12 protein-coding genes and 1 pseudogene are annotated in these 19,302 nt (G+C 43.8%); 5 read left to right on the top strand and 8 right to left on the bottom strand.

The annotated features are described in order from the left end of the window. Positions 1-466: 466 nt before the first annotated feature. The gene (locus DW205_RS17460; RefSeq protein ID WP_005863413.1) at positions 467-1,903 is read right to left on the bottom strand and encodes a Gfo/Idh/MocA family oxidoreductase; all 1,437 of its coding nucleotides are present in this window, start codon (positions 1,901-1,903) and stop codon (positions 467-469) included. Between the two features lie 207 nt (positions 1,904-2,110). On the opposite strand from DW205_RS17460, the gene DW205_RS17455 reads away from it, so the two are divergent. Beyond that, a complete protein-coding gene (locus tag DW205_RS17455) occupies positions 2,111-3,655 on the top strand; it encodes a glycine--tRNA ligase (protein WP_005863410.1) in 1,545 nt (514 codons plus the stop codon). 4 nt (positions 3,656-3,659) lie between these two features. Then, the gene (locus tag DW205_RS17450; protein WP_005863407.1) at positions 3,660-4,178 is read left to right on the top strand and encodes an FKBP-type peptidyl-prolyl cis-trans isomerase; all 519 of its coding nucleotides are present in this window, start codon (positions 3,660-3,662) and stop codon (positions 4,176-4,178) included. A 337-nt stretch (positions 4,179-4,515) separates the two neighbouring features. Here the strand turns inward: DW205_RS17450 and DW205_RS17445 are convergent, their stop codons facing one another. Both DW205_RS17445 and DW205_RS17440 read right to left on the bottom strand, forming a co-directional pair. Further along, positions 4,516-5,310 carry a LytTR family DNA-binding domain-containing protein gene (locus tag DW205_RS17445; protein WP_005863405.1) on the bottom strand — a complete coding sequence of 265 codons (795 nt, stop codon included), beginning with the start codon at positions 5,308-5,310 and terminating at the stop codon, positions 4,516-4,518. Between the two features lie 7 nt (positions 5,311-5,317). Then, positions 5,318-6,085, bottom strand: coding sequence for a LiaI-LiaF-like domain-containing protein (locus DW205_RS17440; RefSeq protein WP_005859987.1), 768 nt, complete (start codon positions 6,083-6,085; stop codon positions 5,318-5,320). 239 nt (positions 6,086-6,324) lie between these two features. Here DW205_RS17440 and DW205_RS17435 point away from each other — a divergent pair, with 239 nt between their 5' ends. Next, positions 6,325-9,462, top strand: coding sequence for an ATP-binding protein (locus DW205_RS17435; protein ID WP_008778814.1), 3,138 nt, complete (start codon positions 6,325-6,327; stop codon positions 9,460-9,462). A 205-nt stretch (positions 9,463-9,667) separates the two neighbouring features. Here DW205_RS17435 and DW205_RS17430 read toward each other — a convergent pair whose 3' ends face one another. The 5 genes from DW205_RS17430 to DW205_RS17410 all read right to left on the bottom strand — a co-directional run bounded on the left by DW205_RS17430 (position 9,668) and on the right by DW205_RS17410 (position 16,038). Then, positions 9,668-10,900: a glycosyltransferase gene (locus DW205_RS17430; protein WP_005863401.1), complete on the bottom strand. Its 1,233-nt coding sequence runs from the start codon at positions 10,898-10,900 to the stop codon at positions 9,668-9,670. A 33-nt stretch (positions 10,901-10,933) separates the two neighbouring features. Then, the gene (locus DW205_RS17425) at positions 10,934-12,145 is read right to left on the bottom strand and encodes a radical SAM protein (RefSeq protein WP_005863399.1); all 1,212 of its coding nucleotides are present in this window, start codon (positions 12,143-12,145) and stop codon (positions 10,934-10,936) included. 422 nt (positions 12,146-12,567) lie between these two features. Next, positions 12,568-13,323, bottom strand: a complete 756-nt coding sequence (locus DW205_RS17420; RefSeq protein ID WP_005859980.1) for a succinate dehydrogenase/fumarate reductase iron-sulfur subunit — start codon at positions 13,321-13,323, stop codon at positions 12,568-12,570. A 30-nt stretch (positions 13,324-13,353) separates the two neighbouring features. Beyond that, positions 13,354-15,297: a fumarate reductase/succinate dehydrogenase flavoprotein subunit gene (locus DW205_RS17415; protein ID WP_005859978.1), complete on the bottom strand. Its 1,944-nt coding sequence runs from the start codon at positions 15,295-15,297 to the stop codon at positions 13,354-13,356. A 48-nt stretch (positions 15,298-15,345) separates the two neighbouring features. Further along, complete coding sequence (locus DW205_RS17410; protein ID WP_005859976.1) at positions 15,346-16,038, bottom strand: succinate dehydrogenase cytochrome b subunit; 693 nt, start codon at positions 16,036-16,038, stop codon at positions 15,346-15,348. A gap of 185 nt (positions 16,039-16,223) precedes the next feature. On the opposite strand from DW205_RS17410, the gene DW205_RS17405 reads away from it, so the two are divergent. Beyond that, positions 16,224-17,639, top strand: coding sequence for a tetratricopeptide repeat protein (locus tag DW205_RS17405; RefSeq protein ID WP_008778813.1), 1,416 nt, complete (start codon positions 16,224-16,226; stop codon positions 17,637-17,639). 109 nt (positions 17,640-17,748) lie between these two features. Beyond that, a pseudogene (locus tag DW205_RS17400) lies at positions 17,749-18,973 on the top strand (6-bladed beta-propeller). Positions 18,974-19,302 lie beyond the last annotated feature (329 nt).

The following is a 19,302-nucleotide window of genomic DNA, read 5'->3' as shown; positions in this document are numbered from 1 at the left end:
AAAAAGTGTCTAGATAAATCAGGAAAAGACATTTCTCTTAGAGGTAACAAAAGTTTCATACTGAGGAAACTTTAGTTTCCCTATAGAGAAACAAAAGTTTTCCGCTTATTAAACTTTTGTTTTCATATGGGAAAACTTTTGTTTTTTAGGTTAAAAAACTACAAATGGCTAGATGTTAATATTTTATCCGTGTTGAAAGGAGATCGGATAATGCTATATGGTGAGTGTGGAGGAGCGTTGTGTTAGGTGATGGAAAAGTGGTAAATAGTGGTAAATAGCGGTAAATAGTGGTAGATAGAGCTAGATAATTGTAGATGTTTTTTATCTACCACCATTAGTTAATCATCCTAAGACCAGATGAATGCAGGGATAGTTGTAGATGTTGTAGCAAATAGGCTTATAAACTATATGAGAGAATTGAAAGTTAAAGCGATGAGCGAATAACTTTCAATTCTCCATGTTTCAATTAAATGGTATAATATTGTTCCCATCCTTTGCGAGGCGGTACTCCACATAGCATCTTATTCGCCTCCGGATCGTTCGTGATCTGTTTCGTGTCACGATCGAAGACGAGCTTGCGGTTCAAGCGCTGGCTTAATACGCCGAGACAGAATACCTGACTTAATGGGCCGGCGATAGAGAACGGTGAGCGGGTTTTCTCCTTACCCATACAACTTAGCAGGAAGTTCGCGAAATGGTTAGACGGGCTTTTCGGCACTTCCGGTAAGCGAGATTCCATCTCTTTCGCTTTCTCATCCGGGATGATAGATAAGGTACTTCCATGAGAACCACCCTTGAAGGTTAATTCTTTCGAGTAGATTTCCTTGCCCGGGTTCAACTTCGCCGGTTGTATCTTGCCGCCGGCTACGGTCGGGATATTCGGGTCGAGCTCGGAAACACCGTAACCTTCCGGGACGGAGGGGATATTGTCCAGTCCATCGTACCAAGTGATATCCACGGCCGGCATATTCCCTCTTTCCGGGAATTTAAACAAAAGGGTGGATGACATCGGGAAGAAGAACGGGTTATGGTCTTTCAAATAAAGCGGATTTATTTCTGTAGGCAATCCTAAATCTAGGAATTCATGTGCCGTATCCAAAATATGCGCTCCCCAGTCTCCTAAGACACCCATTCCGAAGTCGTACCAACAACGCCATTGTCCCAAATGGTAGTCATGGTTGTAATCATGATATTGAGCTACGCCGATCCATGTGTCCCAATCCATCGTCTCGGGAACCGGTTCTCCCATAGGCATATGCCTAATATTCGGGTTCCATCCGTGCCAGCGACGCGGATTATTCATATGGGCGGTAATGGCGGTAACATCCTTGATAATACCGGCCTCTTTCCATGCCTTGAATTGGAAATAGTTCGCCTCGGAATGTCCTTGGTTACCCATTTGGGTGACAACGCCGTATTTCTTCGCTCCACGCATCATGATCTCTATTTCTTGGAACGTGCGGGCCATCGGTTTCTCTACATATACATGTTTGCCGTGCGCCATCGCCTCGATCGTGATCGGGAAGTGGGAATGATCCGGCACACCTACGCTTACGGCATCGATCTTGTCCGCCATCCGGTCGAACATCGTGCGGAAGTCTTGAAAACGGGCCGCTTTCGGGAACATGTTGATAATCTCTTGCGTGTGAGGGGCTCCCATGTCCACGTCGCAGAGAGCTACTACGTTACACAGACCTGTGTTATACAATTCCTTGGCGATCTCGCCCCCTCGTTGTCCGATGCCGATGAACGCTATATTTACCCGGTCATTAGCGCTGATTAACGGGGAAGTAGGTAGAACACGTCCGTGGGCGGGTGTCCAGAACGACGGGATGGCCGATACTGCCGATAAGGCTAGCGCTCGCTTAAGGAACGAGCGGCGTGAGATTTCTTCTGATTTCATGGTATTATCTTGTTTAAATTATACTGTTTGCGCAAACACTAATGATTTACGTCGTAAATATACAAAACTTTCTATAGTTACGGAAAAAATCATTTACTTTGTAACCTCATAAAGGAGACCATGTGCTAATGTGCCACTCAGGCGGGTCTCCGATGGACTTATCATTGGCACATTGGCATATTAACAAAATTGGCAAATTATTAGATTATGGCACAAGAAGATGTATTTAAGAAATTAGTTTCACACTGTAAGGAGTATGGTTTCGTATTTCCCTCCTCAGAGATTTATGACGGTTTGGGAGCGGTATACGATTATGGCCAGTATGGTGTTGAGTTAAAGAACAATATAAAGAAATATTGGTGGGATAGCATGACTTTGCTGCATGAGAATGTGGTGGGTATTGATTCCGCTATTTTTATGCACCCTACTATCTGGAAAGCTTCCGGCCATGTTGACGCTTTTAATGATCCGTTGATCGATAACAAGGACTCGAAGAAACGTTACCGTGCGGACGTTTTGATCGAAGACCATTTGGGCAAGATCGAGGAGAAAATGAATAAGGAAGTGGCGAAAGCCGCAAAGAAATTCGGTGACGCTTTCGATGAGGCTAAATTCCGTGAGACGAATCCTCGTGTATTGGAGCATCAAGCGAAATGGAATGAGATCCATGAGCGTTATAGCAAGGCGATGAACGAGTCTAACTTCGAGGATCTTCGCCAATTGATCTTGGATTGCGAGATCGTTTGCCCGATTTCCGGAACTCGTAACTGGACGGAGGTTCGCCAGTTTAACTTGATGTTCTCTACGGATATGGGTTCTACCGCTGATGGAGCGACTAAGATTTATCTTCGTCCGGAGACGGCTCAAGGTATTTTCGTGAACTTCTTGAATGTGCAGAAGACTGGCCGTATGAAGATCCCGTTCGGTATCGCCCAGATCGGTAAGGCGTTCCGTAATGAGATCGTGGCTCGTCAGTTTATCTTCCGTATGCGCGAGTTCGAGCAAATGGAGATGCAATTCTTCGTTCGTCCGGGTGAGGAGATCGAGTGGTTCAAGAAATGGAAGTCTACTCGCTTAAAATGGCATCAAGCTCTTGGCTTGGGAGATCAGAAGTATCGTTATCACGATCATGAGAAGTTGGCTCACTACGCTAACGCCGCTACGGATATCGAGTTCGAGATGCCGTTCGGATTCAAGGAAGTGGAGGGTATACATAGCCGTACGAATTTCGACTTGAGTCAGCATGAGAAGTTTTCCGGTAAAAAGATCCAATATTTCGATCCGGAGTTGAACCAGAGTTACACTCCGTATGTAATCGAGACCTCGATCGGTGTAGACCGTGTGTTCTTGAGCATCATGGCGGGTTCTTACTGCGAGGAGACATTGGCGAATGGCGAGAGCCGTGTGGTATTGAAGTTGCCCGCAGCCTTGGCTCCGATCAAGTTGGCCGTATTGCCATTGGTGAAGAAAGATGGCCTGCCCGAGAAAGCTGAGGAGATTATAAATATGTTGCGTTTCGACTTCCGTTGCCAATACGACGAGAAGGATTCTATTGGTAAGCGTTATCGCCGTCAGGATGCGATCGGTACCCCGTATTGTATTACGGTAGACCATGACACCTTGAAGGATAATTGCGTAACGATCCGTTTCCGTGACACGATGGAGCAAGAGCGCGTAAGCATCGATAAGCTTCACGATATTATCACGGAGAAGGTGAGCATGAAGAATTTATTGAAAAAGGTAATAGAGTAAACGAATGAAGAAGTACTGGCATATCGCGTTGATGTTGTTTTGCGTGTTCATGATCACCTCTTGTGGGGATGATGATGAGGCACTAGAGGTGGATGAGGTTTGGAAGGTCCAGAATGAGGAGGCTTTTCAAGCCCAGATGCTGGTTCCGGGTTTCGAGCAATTGAGTTCTCAAAGTAATGCCGGATTTATCCTTTACAAGGTCTTGAAGACAGGAGAGAGTAAGGAGCCGATTTATTATACGAGCAAGGTGGAATGTTATTATAAAGGGACGTTTATTGATGGAACGGTTTTTGATGATAAATCGTTTGAGGCAGGTGCCCCTGCCGAACTTACTGTTTCTGAGATGGTAGATGGTTTTGCTACAGCGTTACAGAATATGCACCCAGGAGATCGTTGGGAGATTTGGATTCCTCAACAGATGGGATACGGTTCGGCTGGAAGGAGTGCTTCGGGAAGTGTCATAATAAAGCCTTATACGACTTTGATCTTTGATTTGGAAGTTACAAGGATTGTCAAAGAGTAGGTTCTTTCATTAAGAATAATTACGGCCGCCTCTTTTTAGGGGTGGCCGTTTTTTTATAGTTATATGTAAATCTAGGGAAGCAAACCTCTATAAACAATTAAAGCCTGTCTCACGACAAGCCCTAACCAAACTTTGTTAACCTTAAATCTAATACTATTATGAAAAAACCACGGTGCAAAGATACGTTCGTCAAGACCATTTGTCAAGTCTTTTGCAACTAATATATGTTAAGTAACATATCTATGCTTGCCAAAAAGTGTTACACAACACAAAACTCTATATATTACAATCAAAATCTTCTAATTTTAACGATGATTAGGTCCCTTTTATAGGACTGCTAAAGGGAAAGACGTTCTTTGAGTAGCTTATAGCCAGCGCTACTGGCACGAAGATATGTTCCATCCTTTAATCGTACTTGATAGGTTTCTTTTCCGAATAGTTCTACTCGCAATATCTGTTCCGTATTAACGATATAAGAGCGGTGTATACGAACGAACTCCGGAGAAGGAAGGCTTCGCTCGAAATACTTCATGGTTTGCTCCTTTACGTGCTGACCGGAAGTGGTGAATAAGGTCACATAGTCGCCACATGCTTGCAAATAGAATATCTCTTTTATCGGGATGATATGAATACGTGCCCCGTCTTTTACGGATATACGATCTAGAATCTCCTCCGGAACGGTAGTCGGGGGAGGTGCCGTCTTTTCCTCCATTTGTCTCACGATAGGTTCCGCCTCACTCTTTCTTTCCCGACTGGCATACCATTGGGATAGAATGATCCATGCCATTAGGCCGAACAGGAATCGAAAAGGAATCGTGATCGAGAATTCCTCCCAATCTTCCAATCCGAATATTTGTAGCAAGATCGAGCATCCGGCTATGCAAGCGATTTGTACGAGTACGGCGAAAGCCACTCGTGCTTGCATGATATGTAACGTACATTGTACATACCAAAGATAATATCCCGCTACGGCGAACAATGCGATGGAAAGTAAGCTATCGATCAAAGTGATGCTCAACGGAAGATCGCCATAAAGAGTTAATAATGCGCATTGGATCGCTATGGCTAAAAGTAATAATAGGCTTCCCAGCCCTTTATGTAATATGGATGTTGTAATAGGATGTTCTTGCATGATGAGTTTAGTCTCTTAGTTCAAGGCCGCTGAACGACAAGTCTCCACATATGTATAGTGTATGCGTCATGTCGGTTGCTTCTGTCAGTTCCCTCATATCTTGGCATCCTGCCAAGAAAGAACCAACCTTTAGACGAACCAGCCATCCTTTAGGAACGTATATTACTACGCCGCTGAAGGAGCTATCTATGTTTATGATGGTTTCATCAGCCTCTAATGTTGTTTTTTTAAGATCAAGAATCACGTTGCCGAAAGATACGTCTATGTCCGCCCCCTTGAATACGGGGTCCAGTACGATGTGCCTTACCGAGTTGAAAGTGGTGTCAACCGATACGAAACCGTTATCTGTCTCGTAGTTGATCTCATCGTTAGGCTTTCTGTGCCCGAAAGGGGGATGGTTAAAGGGACGTTTATGCTTTTTCGTGCGGATAGAATCTTTCCGCTTCAGCATGATGACCAATCCTAACAGGATTAATCCTAACGGCCAATATACACGTAAAAAATCGTTCGTGATCCAATTTAACTGCGGGAAAAGGAAATAGACTCCCACGCCCACGAGGAGCATACCTCCTACCGGATTACGGTGGAAAATCGTAAAGATGCCCGACACGACAAGCAGCATCGGCCAAGATACAAGCAAGTCAAATAAGGATGGATCTATCATTCCTAGATTCCGCAGTAAAAATAATATACCGACAATGATAAATAAGGTAGCGATCAGATACCCGTTTGTCCTCTTCTCTTTAAAATTGATGTCATAATCTTTCATATCCATAAGTTCAATTTTTTTGTTTTTTATCAAATGTACGGGTTCGTCATTCTATACACAAGTAAATACCGCTGATTTCTATACGAGTATCGGTAAATAACCGAATAATCCCGATTAAAAAAGCCTTTAGTTTGTAAGAAACGTGAATTTGACACCAAAACTTGATAAAAAAACTAGTTTGATAAGATTAGTTGATAATTAAGGAATATCTTTGTCTTTACAACTGCAATAGAGGAATGTAGGGAATGATACGAAATATTATAAATTTAAAGGCAATAATACTTTATTTTGGATTGATTTTATGCTTGATAGCCGGTATGCCGACTCCGGCTTATGGGAGTTCTTCATATCCGGTCAAGGAGGAATCGTATGTATTGGTGATAAATTCATATGTGGATGGCGAACGTTGGTCTGGTAATTTATTAAACATGATCTCGAAGTTCGCTACCCCGGAGGAGTACACTCTCCGGATAGATCATATAAGCGTGATGTTGGTTGATACGCCAGAGAAATTAAAAGAGAAACAAGAGGTCTTCTTTGAAGCTAACAAGAAGAAGCCGGATGGAATTATCTACTTAGGCGTAAATGGATGGGCTTTTATGCGGGATAAGATCCGGGAGAAATGGGGGGATATTCCCACTCTGGTCTGTTCGGAGACGGGGGAAATGGCAGAAAATGAATGTTATTTTAATCAGAGGCATTCCTCTGATAGGGTGATTCCTTTACAAGAGGCGGTTAAGGGGTATAACGCTACGGGATTGGTTATCCCTTATTATGTTAAAGGTTCGATCGACTTGGTGAAGGAATTAATCCCGGGTTTGAAACGTCTGATTTTCATATCCGACAGACGTTATGTTTCCACATGGCTCCGGGATGAGATGGAGAAACATATGGAAACTTCTTTCCCTGAGGGGAAAGTGGATTTTTATACGGAGGGTTCTTGCTCCATGGATAGTTTATTGGCGGTTCTGTCGGAGAAAGATCCGCATCGAGCGACAGCCGTGATGTATTACTCGTGGATTACCGAGAAACCTTTCTTGAATCACTCGTTATTATATAGTACTTTATATCAAGGTATAAACGGTATTTCTAGGCATCCTGTTTTTTCTTTATATGATATGGGTGTGGAAGAAGGATATACGATTGGTGGATATTATAATAGCGCTAAAACGATTGAGACTGCTCTAATCCCCTTGCTACAACAAGTTTATAACGGTGAAGATATGGGCAAGATCCCGGTTTCAACGGTGGATGATCCTCATAAATACTTGAATTATGTTTCGTTGATAAGTGCGATATCTAATGAAGATAATTTCCCGCGTGATGCGATCTACTTGAATGCGCCTCCCTCTTTCTTGGAAAAATATTGGATGCAACTGTTAGGCTTTCTGATATTCTTTCTGGTAGTCGTGTTTTTAGCGTGGCATTACGTGTATCGTTCTAAGCAAAAGATGAAGGAAGTGGAGTTGAGGCTATTATCCCGTTACCGTGATTTATTTAATAATATGCCATTGCCTTATATACGGCAGCGGCTGATTCGGGAAGGTACGCAAATCGATGTGCAGGTTTTGGATGTAAACCATGCTTTCGAGGAAAAAATCGCTCCTAAAGATTTCGTGGTAAATAAGCATGGAAAAGAGATCGCTAATTTAATTGGGGGAAGTTATCCTTTGCTTCTATCGGCTGTACCTACAGTTCTGGAGAGTGGGAAATCCTTTACTTGTGAGTATTATTTTGAGCCGACAGGGCTTTACTATACGATTATCATCATGCCTACCTCGGAAGAGAATGTGGTTGATGCGTTTTTTATTGATATTACGGATATCCATAAATTCCAGACGCATTTGAAAGCCATGAATCATAAGCTGGCTATGGCGTTAGAGGCGGCAGATCTTTTACCGTGGCGATATAATCTGGCTGAAGGGAAGATTATCTATGAGTCGAAAGTACATCCGGGAGATAATATAGAGACAGCGGAGGTGCATACCCATGAGGTTTCGTTGAAGGAATATTTCAGCAAGATACACCCGTCTTTCAGGGCTTGCGTGGAAAAGGCTTTCGATGATTTGTGTAATGGGAAAATAAAGAAAGTACGAAAAGAATATTGTCTGGAGCGGTTGATTCCGGGAGAAGATCGCCATGAGTGGGAGGAGATACAGGTAATGGCCGAATATGATGCTTCCGGTAAACCGAAAGCGTTGATCGGGTCTACGATATCTATTACCGAGCGTAAGCAATTGGAACATGACCTTCGAATGGCTAGGGATAAGGCGGAAGAGTCGAATAAATTGAAATCAGCGTTTTTAGCAAATATGAGCCATGAGATACGTACACCGTTAAATGCGATCGTAGGTTTCTCTAATATCCTTGCCTCGACCGATGACCTTGAGGATAAGAAGGAATTCGCTGATATTATCGAGAATAATAATTCCCTATTGTTGCAGTTGATAAACGATATCTTGGATTTGTCAAAGATTGAGGCGGGTACCTTGGAGTTTACTTATGACTATGTGGATATTAACGCTGTATTGAGGGATTTGGAGCAATCGGCTCATTTGAAGAATAAGAATCCGGATGTACAGATCTCATTTAAGGATTATCTGGAGCCTTGCGTGATTTATACGGATCGAAATCGTCTGTCTCAACTGATGATCAATCTGTTGAACAATGCCATGAAATTTACGCAGGCAGGATCGATCTTATTTGGCTATAAACTGCGGGATGATAATACGTTGTGGTTCTATGTAGAGGATACGGGCTGCGGAATCCCGGAGAATAAACGGAAAGATATTTTCGGACGTTTTGTGAAACTGAATACTTTCGCTCAAGGAACAGGATTGGGTTTAAGCATCTGTGAGATGATTGTTACCCAGATGAAAGGAACGATAGGGGTTGATTCCGTGGAAGGGAAAGGCTCTAGGTTCTGGTTTACATTGCCTTTTCAGCCGAAGAAAGAATTATTGCCTAATGAAGAGCAGAAGCCTGTTACTTTGGAGAAGATCGCCCGAAGTGAGGTTACGATCTTGATCGCTGAGGATAATTCCAGTAATTATCGCCTGTTTGAGTCTATATTGAAACCTGAATATAAATTGATTCATGCATGGAATGGAAAGGAGGCTGTGGAGCTATTTCATCAGCACAAACCGCAGTTGATCTTGATGGATATAAAGATGCCGGTCATGGATGGATACGAGGCTACCGCAGAGATTCGTAAGGTTTCTGCTAGCGTGCCTATTATTGCGGTGACGGCTTATGCTTTCGCCCAAGATGAGCAACGGATCATTAATAGTGGATTTGATGCCTATACGGCGAAACCGATTAATGGGAAGATCTTAAAAGACAAGATATCAACTTTATTGACGCATCGGATTATTCTGATGTAATCGAAGGGCTTTGCGGGAAGCAGACCTTATAAAACAATTAAAGCCTGTCTCACGACAAGCCCTAACCAAACTTTGTTAACCTTAAATCTAATACTATTATGAAAAAACCACGATGCAAATATACGGAGTTACTGTTATTTGTCAATGGTTTAAGTGCTAAATTGTGTTTTGTAACATGTAATAAAATCTAATAGGAACTTATGCCTCATTGAAATCTTTCGATAGAGTCGCATATATTCTTTATACCTCCCTCTTTTTGGATCATCTCGCCTATATGAGCGGCATTTTTCTTATAAAGCGGATTGGTGACCAGATCACAAACCTTGCGTTCGATCTCCTGCTCGCTCGCTTTCGCTATCTTAACCCCTTCCGGCCCTAACCCTAATTGGTGGATTCGATAGGACCAATAGGGTTGATCGATAATCAACGGAGTGATTAATTGGGGCTTTCCCGCCCTTCCTACGCTATGGGTCGTGCCGCAACCTCCATGATGGATAACGCCGTCGCAGTGCGGGAATATCAAATTATGCGGAACCGGCTGCTTCATTAAGAATAAATGTTTATCCGCTTGTAAGGTGATTCCTGTCTTTGCCCAACCGGAACCGATGATGAGCCGATAATCATGTTTCTTGCAAATATCGACCAAGGCTTTGCTGAAACGGTTACCATCCTTGGAACTACAACTCCCGAGGGTAAAAAAGATAATAGGGCTTTGAGCGCTGTCGACGAATGATATCATTTCCTCGTAAGCCTTCTCATCATATTGAAAAGTGTCATTGAAGCAATAGCCTCCGATCGACCATTCGAACGTCCAGTCCGGATCTACGTTTCCTAGGTGCTGGCTGAAAAGCAAGTAATTATATGAACGCTCTCCCGCGTGATAGCCAAAATTGCGGATCGGAGCGAGTCCGTATTTAGCCCGGTTCTTGTTGATCGTGTCTTTGACCATGAAATTGGTCATCCGGTTCATCAACTTCCATAGGATGGCAGGGGTGATGATCGGGTTGGGTTTGGGAAATGGCAATACGGCCGGGGGAATCTTCTTACCCGGCAAGAACGGGGCGTAGGCGGTACGTATCAAGGGCTTCTTGCAATACTCGGCGATACTTGCGACAGCAAATTCCGAGTTGGTCGATACTAAAATATCATGCTCTTTTAGTAGGGGAATCAATTGATCGAACTGTTTATCGATCACGTTCCTCATCCATTTAAGGAATGGCCGGAATTTATGTGAGTTTTGCGCTGCGCTATCGATCATGCCGCCGATATCGTCAAACTGCTGCAATACGTATTTAAATCCGTAGGGTTTAACGGTCTCCTCGAATATTTGAGGGAGATTGATGGTCACCTTATGGCCACGTCTTTCCAATTCGGCCGCTATGGCCAAATAAGGAAGGACGTCGCCTTGTGAGCCTCTGGTTACTAATAGTATTTTCATGCTACGTTTATTTATGGGCTATGAGGGTCTTGTTCACCGGATATTCAGTTGACGCAAACGCTCGATGTCCAGATGGTATTTGGCTTCCATCGTTTGTAGTTTCTGCTCATTGATGGCTAGGGGATGATTCAATCGTTTCGTTTCCCGGTATCCTTTATATACGGAGCGAATCATCTTACGTGGATTGAAAATGACGGATGAGGTGATCCAGCAGCCGTGCGTACACCAACAGTTGGCTTTATACCCATGTCCGATAGCGGCTATTTCCTGTTTCATCGCTTCGCTATTCATCACTTTACTTATATCGCAACCATACTCTTTTATATTTCCGAGCGGTTTCCGTAGCTCGCAGGCACGAAAACGTCCGTCGTAGTCGATTACCAAGGTAGTCTCTCCGGCCGTACAATCCATCCCCCAAGGGGTCGGGTGATCTATGTTGCTGGCACGCACATTATATAAGGTACGTATAAGGCCGAGATAGAAGAAGCGTGTGATCGGTTTCCTTAAGCCGGTGGTATCCGCTACCATCCGATCCGCATAAGCAGAATAGATAGGGGATATGTCGTCTTGTATTTTGCGTAGCGTTGACTCGGTTAGGATTTTCACGCCATCGTCACGGGTCATGCCTCTGGCGGCCTCAATCGTATGCGTGGAGGTGCGGAAACGTCCGTATACCCAAGTCATGAAGTCTTCTACCTGGTCTATATTGTATTTCGTGATAACGGTTGCTATATTTTTCAGGACCTTGCCGTCGTCTCCGAAATTCTCCTGTATCTTACGCAGGGTTTCCAAGGCCTTATAGAAGTTTCCCGGTACGCCTCTCTGTGTATCGTGGGTCGTACCGAAACCATCCAAGGAAAGGCTTACGTTAATATTACAATCCGGGCAGTTCTGGCGGAACCGTTTTACCCATTCGACGATCCGGGCTGGTTTTAAGCCGTTCGTAGGGATGTTCACATCTTTGATATGGTTGTTTTTGTAGAATAACTCCAATATTTCCGGTAGATCCTCACGCAGGGTAGGCTCACCTCCGGATATCCATAATCGGTTGAATTGCCCGGCGGTTTCTGATATCTTCTTGATTTCATCGAAAGTGAGGTCGGGTTGCTTCTTATCCATTTCTTGGGCATAGAAACACATCGCGCATTTGGCGTTGCATCGGCCTGTTACGAAAAGGAAGATCGACTCGAGTTTTCTTTCCGTGCTCATTGCCCTGAAAGAACTGGTGGTTCGTTTTTTGTCCATTTTATTTTTGTTTTACCATTTGTCTTATCTGGCGCATGATTTTTTCCTTGTGTTTGATCAACACCCGGAGAAAATAACATAAGAAGCCAAATAAAATACTTATTAGCATATACTATATGATCTTTAAAGGCAAAGATCGACGATAAAATGACGCTAAACAATCTCTATTTGCAGTATTTTATGGTCCATGTTTAAAAGGTAGGTCTATAAACAATTAAAGCCTGTCTCACGACAAGCCCTAACCAAACTTTGTTAACCTTAAATCTAATACTATTATGAAAAAACCACGATGCAAATATACGGACTTTTCAATTCCTGTCAAGGGCTATAATGCTAAATTATGTTTTACGACATATAACAAAAACAAAAAGGCGCCTTTCTTTTAGAGAAAGACGCCTTTTCCATGATATACTAATCAAATATTAGTCTTGTAATTTAGCGCAAATGAACTCGCGGTTCAAACGAGCGATGTTGCTAACGGAGATATTCTTCGGACATTCCATCTCGCAAGCACGTGTGTTCGTACAGTTACCGAAGCCAAGCTCATCCATTTTAGCGACCATAGCTTTGGCACGGCGAGCAGCCTCGACTTTACCTTGAGGCAACAAAGCCAGCTGGCTAACCTTAGCGGATACGAATAACATAGCGGAACCATTCTTACAAGCGGCAGCACAAGCGCCACAACCGATACAAGCGGCAGCGTCCATGGCTAAGTCTGCGTCCTTCTTTGGGATAGGTATCGCATTAGCGTCGGGTACACCACCTGTGTTGACAGATGTGAAACCACCCGCTTGGATGATTTTGTCGTAAGCGTAGCGGTCTACCATCAAGTCGCGGATAACAGGGAAACCTGCGGAACGCCACGGTTCGATCGTGATCGTCTCTCCATCGTGGAAACGACGCATATATAACTGGCAAGTCGTAGCTCCAGTTGCCGGTCCGTGCGGGTGTCCGTTTACATACAATGAACACATGCCACAGATACCCTCGCGGCAGTCGTGATCGAATACGATCGGTTCCTTACCCTCGTTGACCAACTGCTCGTTCAAGATATCCAACATTTCCAAGAAAGAGACACTCTGATTGATCTTCTCAATTTTGTATGTCTCGAACTGTCCTTTCTCCTTCGGACCTCTCTGACGCCAAACCTTAAGTGTTACACTTATATCTTTATCCATGATTCTAATTTTTTCTGAGATTGATGATTATTACTTCTTGTAGTTACGTGTTTGAGGAACAACGAACTCATAGTTCAAATCCTCTTTCAACATGACAGGATCTTTGTCCTCGCCTTGGTACTCCCAGCAAGATACGTACATGAACTTATCGTCATGACGCAAGGCCTCACCTTCTTCTGTCTGGTGCTCCGTACGGAAGTGACCACCACAAGACTCAGCGCGGTCCAAAGCATCGTGTGCCATCAATGTACCGATCTCGATAAAGTCGGCTACACGTAATGCTTTCTCTAACTCGGTATTCAAGTTGTCTGCGTTGCCTGGGATGAATACGTTGCTCCAGAACTCTTTCTTCAAGTCTTTCAGCATCTGGATAGCTTCTTGCAAACCTTTTGCGTCGCGTGCCATACCGATATGTTCCCACATGATATGACCTAGTTTGCGGTGGATAGTGTCTACGGTTTCTTTACCCTTGACGTTCATCAATTTTTGGATACGATCCTTGATGGCCTTTTCTGCCTCGACGAACTCCGGCAGATCCGTGCTGAAGCGAGGAACTTGGATTTGGTCGGACAAATAGTTCTGGATCGTGTATGGTAATACGAAATAACCATCGGCCAATCCCTGCATCAAAGCGGAAGCACCTAAACGGTTCGCTCCGTGATCGGAGAAGTTTGCCTCACCGATAGCGAACAGACCCGGAATGGAGGTCATCAACTCATAGTCAACCCACAATCCACCCATTGAGTAGTGCAATGCCGGGTAGATCATCATCGGAGTCTCGTATGGATTATCGTTCGTGATCTCTTCGTACATATCGAACAAGTTACCGTATTTCTGCTTAACGACCTCTTTACCCAAGCGATTGATCGCGTCGGAGAAATCCAAGAATACGGCCAAGCCCGTGCTGTTCACGCCGAAACCTGCGTCGCAACGCTCTTTAGCGGCACGAGAAGCCACGTCGCGAGGAACCAAGTTTCCGAATGCCGGATAACGACGCTCCAAATAATAATCACGGTCTGCCTCGGGAATATCTTTACCTTTCTTCGTTCCGGCCTGTAGAGCTTTAGCGTCTTCCAGTTTCTTCGGAACCCAGATACGGCCGTCGTTACGCAAGGATTCGGACATCAAAGTCAATTTAGATTGGAAGTCACCTTTCACCGGTACGCAAGTCGGGTGGATCTGAACCATACAAGGATTAGCGAAGTAAGCGCCTTTCTTGTAGCATTGCCATGCGGCGGAACCGTTAGATGCCATAGCGTTGGTTGACAAGAAGAACGTATTAACGTAACCACCCGTAGCTACAACTACAGCGTGAGCGGCGTAACGCTCGATCTTACCTGTAATCAAGTTGCGGGCGATGATACCACGAGCACGACCGTCTACCTTAACTACATCCAACATCTCATGACGAGTGTACATCTTAACCTTACCCAAACCGATCTGACGGCTCAACGCTGAATAAGCGCCTAACAAAAGCTGCTGACCCGTCTGGCCACGGGCGTAGAACGTACGCGATACCTGAGCGCCACCGAATGAACGGTTATCCAACAAACCACCATATTCGCGAGCGAAAGGAACGCCTTGAGCCACGCACTGGTCGATGATTGAGTTAGAAACCTCAGCCAAACGATAAACGTTAGCCTCACGAGCACGGTAGTCACCACCTTTGATCGTATCGTAGAACAAACGGTAAACAGAGTCACCATCATTCTGGTAGTTCTTAGCGGCGTTGATACCACCTTGAGCGGCGATAGAGTGCGCACGGCGGGGAGAATCTTGGATACAGAAGTTCAATACGTTGAATCCCATCTCTGCCAAAGATGCGGCAGCGGAAGCTCCGGCCAAACCTGTACCGACTACGATAACATCCAAACGACGCTTGTTAGCGGGGTTCACCAATTTCTGGTGATTTTTATAATTAGTCCACTTCTCAGCCAACGGGCCTTGAGGTATTTTAGAATTTATTTCAGACATAATGATTTAATTTCAAAAGTTCTTAATTATAAAACCTGTAGCTTGCAATTAAGCACCTACTCCGTTTAGGAAGAAGATGATAGTAATGATCGCGAAAAGTCCGCAAATAACCGTAGCTACGATCTTAGAGATACATTCCCAACGGTTCATCCAGATCGTATTATTCCAACCAATTGTTTGGATAGCGCTCCAGAACCCGTGAGTCAAGTGGAACCACAAAGCCACGTACCAGATCAAATAAAGAACGGTGATCACGGCATTACCTTGGAAGTAATAGTTGATAAAAGCGGCTCCGTCTTGTGGAGATACCATAGCTGACCCCAATGCTACTTCGTGATGACCGATCAATTCGGCGAACATCATCTTATACCAGAACTGGCTGAAGTGCAACAGCATGAACAGGATAACGATCAAACCCAAAACGAACATGTTCTGAGATGCCCATTCCACGCCTTTCGGACGAGCGTTGATAGCGTAACGGTCGTTACCACGTGCCTTACGGTTTTGCAAGGTAAGAATGATAGCGTACACGAAGTGGATCACAACGCCTGCGGCCAATACGAGAGTAGCTGCCACAGCGTACCAATTAGAGCCCAACAGCGAACAAACCATGTTATAAGCCTCTCCGGAGAAAACGGCCGCCACGTTCATCGACAGGTGGAACAATAAGAACAGAACAAGAAAGAGGCCTGATATACTCATTATCAGCTTCTTCCCGATAGAAGAATTAAGTAACCACATAAGATAATAATTTAAGTTATTTAATTGTATTTAGAAATTTCTACTTAAACTATGTAATTATCACGCAAAGGTATGCTAAATCCATATATCGCGCAAACGATTAAAGAAATATTTCTGCATTAATGGGAGAGGTCAGGGCATGTGCCCCGACACATGAAATAATGCGGAAGGAAAAGGCTTTCCTTATGAATAATTTATATACATTTGCCTATATGCGTAAGGATTTGAATGGGGCACGGCATTTTTCTATAGGGATCAAGTTTACGATCTTATTGTTTACGATCGCAATCTTGGTTCTTGTGCTTTTTTCGTATAGGAGCGACAAGCATGGCAACCTGTTCTGGCAGGTAGAGAAATTGATTCCGCATCATCCGGACAGCGCTTTGGTGTTATTAGAGAAAGTGACGGATATCAATGGATTATCGCTTCGAGAGAAAGCCCGTTATTGTCTGTTATGGACCGAATCACGGGATGAGGCGGGATTGAGGCATACATCGGATTCCATAATCTCTATCGCTACGGATTATTATAGGACGACACGAGGCTGTTACTGGCCTCCCAAAGCGTGGTTTTACCGGGGGAAAGTCTATGAGGATATGGATCAACCGTCCCTAGCTTTGGAATGCTATTTACGTGCGTTGGAATATGAGGGAGGGAATTGGGATTACGAATTTTGGGGACGGTTATATAACCAGATAGGAAGGCTGTACGCCGAGCAGGAATTATATGGCAAGGCCATGTCTTTTTTGAGAAAAGCGAGTGCCCAATATCAGCTCTTGAATGATACGGCCGGACAAGGCCGGATACTGGAGGAAGTCAAGAAATACGAGGCGTTACGGGATTCTATCGGATCGCTGTCAGCGAGAGAATCGATTTATCAGATCACTTCCCGGTATGATGTAAGGCCGGTTCGTGAGGACTTGTATAGGAAAGAATTGATGCTATCGCAAAGGGGACAGGAGCGTTATCTGTACGCATTTATTATCGGCATAATCCTATTTATTTGCTTCCTCCTTTATCGGCGATGGAGAAATACGCAGGAAAACGCTCTTCGAAGGGAAGAAGCCTTGCGACGCTCGATTGCTAGCCAGCAACAACGTATGCGAGAAGAAAAAGAAGAGAATGAACGGCAAATCGCCCTTTTGGAAAAGAGAATTACGAAAATGAAGGAAGAAAAGGATCAAGAGTTGATGTTGGTTTCCTTACAATTGGAAAAACAACGGCTGGAGATTTGTAACGAGTCGATTCATAATAAGGAGAGTAAGCATTTATTATCTGTTGCGATCTTGCGGAAATCGGAGGTCTATGAGAAGTTTCACGATCGGGATGCCGGCAAGATTATCTCTGAGGATTGGGAGCTTTTGGAGGTTTTGTTGAATAAGGCTTATGATGACTTTACCTTACGGCTGAAAAAGCTATATCCTGTTATTTCCGATACGGAGTTGAAGGCCTGTATGCTCACGAAAATCGGTGTTCCCGCCAACCAGATCACACGGGTATTGAAATATAATAGTTCGGTACTTCGTCCTCGTCTATTCCGGAAGATTTTTAAGAAAGAAGGTTCTACGGAGGCATTTGTGGAGTTTATATCAAACTTTTGATTATTATATATTTATAGTGGTCTTGGCAGGTTTGTTCTCATTTTTGTTCTCATTTATCATGTGATTTGTGAGATATACGGGATATTTTTGGAGGCAAAAAAGCATGGTTATGAAAAGTGTAAAGTTAGCCTCTATCTTGTTTTATTTAAATAGTGTTTTTGTCGTTTTTTGTTTCGTGTCATGCGGTTCTTCGCCAACGGAAGCGTCCTCTCTTTTAACCGCAGATATAAGAGGGGGGATGGATAAACCGGGGCTATTGGGATTAGGCGATGAGATCAAGGGGGGTTACTTTTGTCCCTTTAGAGGTGACCACGGATGATGCCTCGTTGATAGACGGAGTTTATGATTATGCCGTGACAGATCGATATATCTATGTGCTTCCCGTAAAAGAGCCCCGTATCGTCCTGTTCGATCGGCAAGGGCGTTTTATCCGGACGTTGGTAAAAGAAGGGCAGGGGCCGGGTGAATTTAGAGGTATTCTGCCATGTATCCAAGTGGACGAACGTAATGATCGCCTTTTTTTATTTAGTAATAATCGAGTTTGGGAATATACGTTGGAAGGTGAATTTATCGGACAATCCACCCATGAGTATTCGGTAATCTATATGCGTCATATCGGAAAGGATCGTTTCGCCGCCATATCATTCCCTTTTCAGCCTTTCAACGGAGGAGGATTCGGATTAGGCCTATTTTCGAGGAAAGGGGATACGATAGCGATCAAGAATGATTTTTATTCCTTTTTATTACCCCATGAGAAGAGCGGGTTCACGACAAGTATCGCCCCCGCTTATTCTGATGCGCAAAACTCTGTGTTGTTTAAGACCGGTAGTAATGATACGGTCTTCTGTATCTCGGCGGATCGAATAAGTGCGGCTTGTGTCCTTGATCTGAAAAACTCGGATGCGGAAGTGATTCGTTCGTTGGATGTTACGGACATGAGTAATTTGCGAATTGAAAAAAAGGACCCCAAGGATATCTTTGTGCAAGATATGATTGAGTTTCCGGGACATTATTATTTCCGTTTATTGTATAACCAAGGCTATTATATAGCCTCTGTAGATAAAAAGACGGGAAAGACACTTGTGGAAAAATGTGTGATGCCGGGTTCTATCTATGAACTGGCGGATGCGAACCTTCAACATGGCATGCAGGGTACGAGAAGTTATCGGAATTTCCCGGTCTGGGGGAGGGTCATAAAAGATGAGCTGGTACAAGTAGTGACCCCGTATGAGCTAAACTTATATAAATCGCTTCGCTCGATCACGATTCCGCAGGAGTTGGACTTAAAAGGAGAGGAGGGCAATCCGGTTTTTGTGTTTTATTCGCTTATCTGACTTCGATATGTATCGCTCGGTTGTACTTCTTGTAATAATCTAGCGATAGAAGCTATAGTATTCATGGTTACTATCTATAGAAAATCTGATTTACTATTGATAGTAATCTGATTTATTATAGATAGTAATTGGATCGGTAATAGGCGTGTATGTATAACTGCTTAGATATCAGCCATATACTAATATTTACGTGCAAAGTGGGCATATTGTGTATTTTAACTGTTCGGTAAATAATCGTGTTCTTTTATCTTTTCTATGCCTTTGATGGCTATTAGTGTTAATTAATGTATTGTTTATATTTATATTACGAGTATTTCGTATATTTGCGA

The sequence above is a fragment of the Parabacteroides sp. AM17-47 genome (assembly GCF_003434625.1).
Lineage (GTDB): Bacteria > Bacteroidota > Bacteroidia > Bacteroidales > Tannerellaceae > Parabacteroides > Parabacteroides distasonis.
Note: the sequence above shows the minus strand (reverse complement) of the source record. Positions and strands in the feature narration are given on the sequence as shown.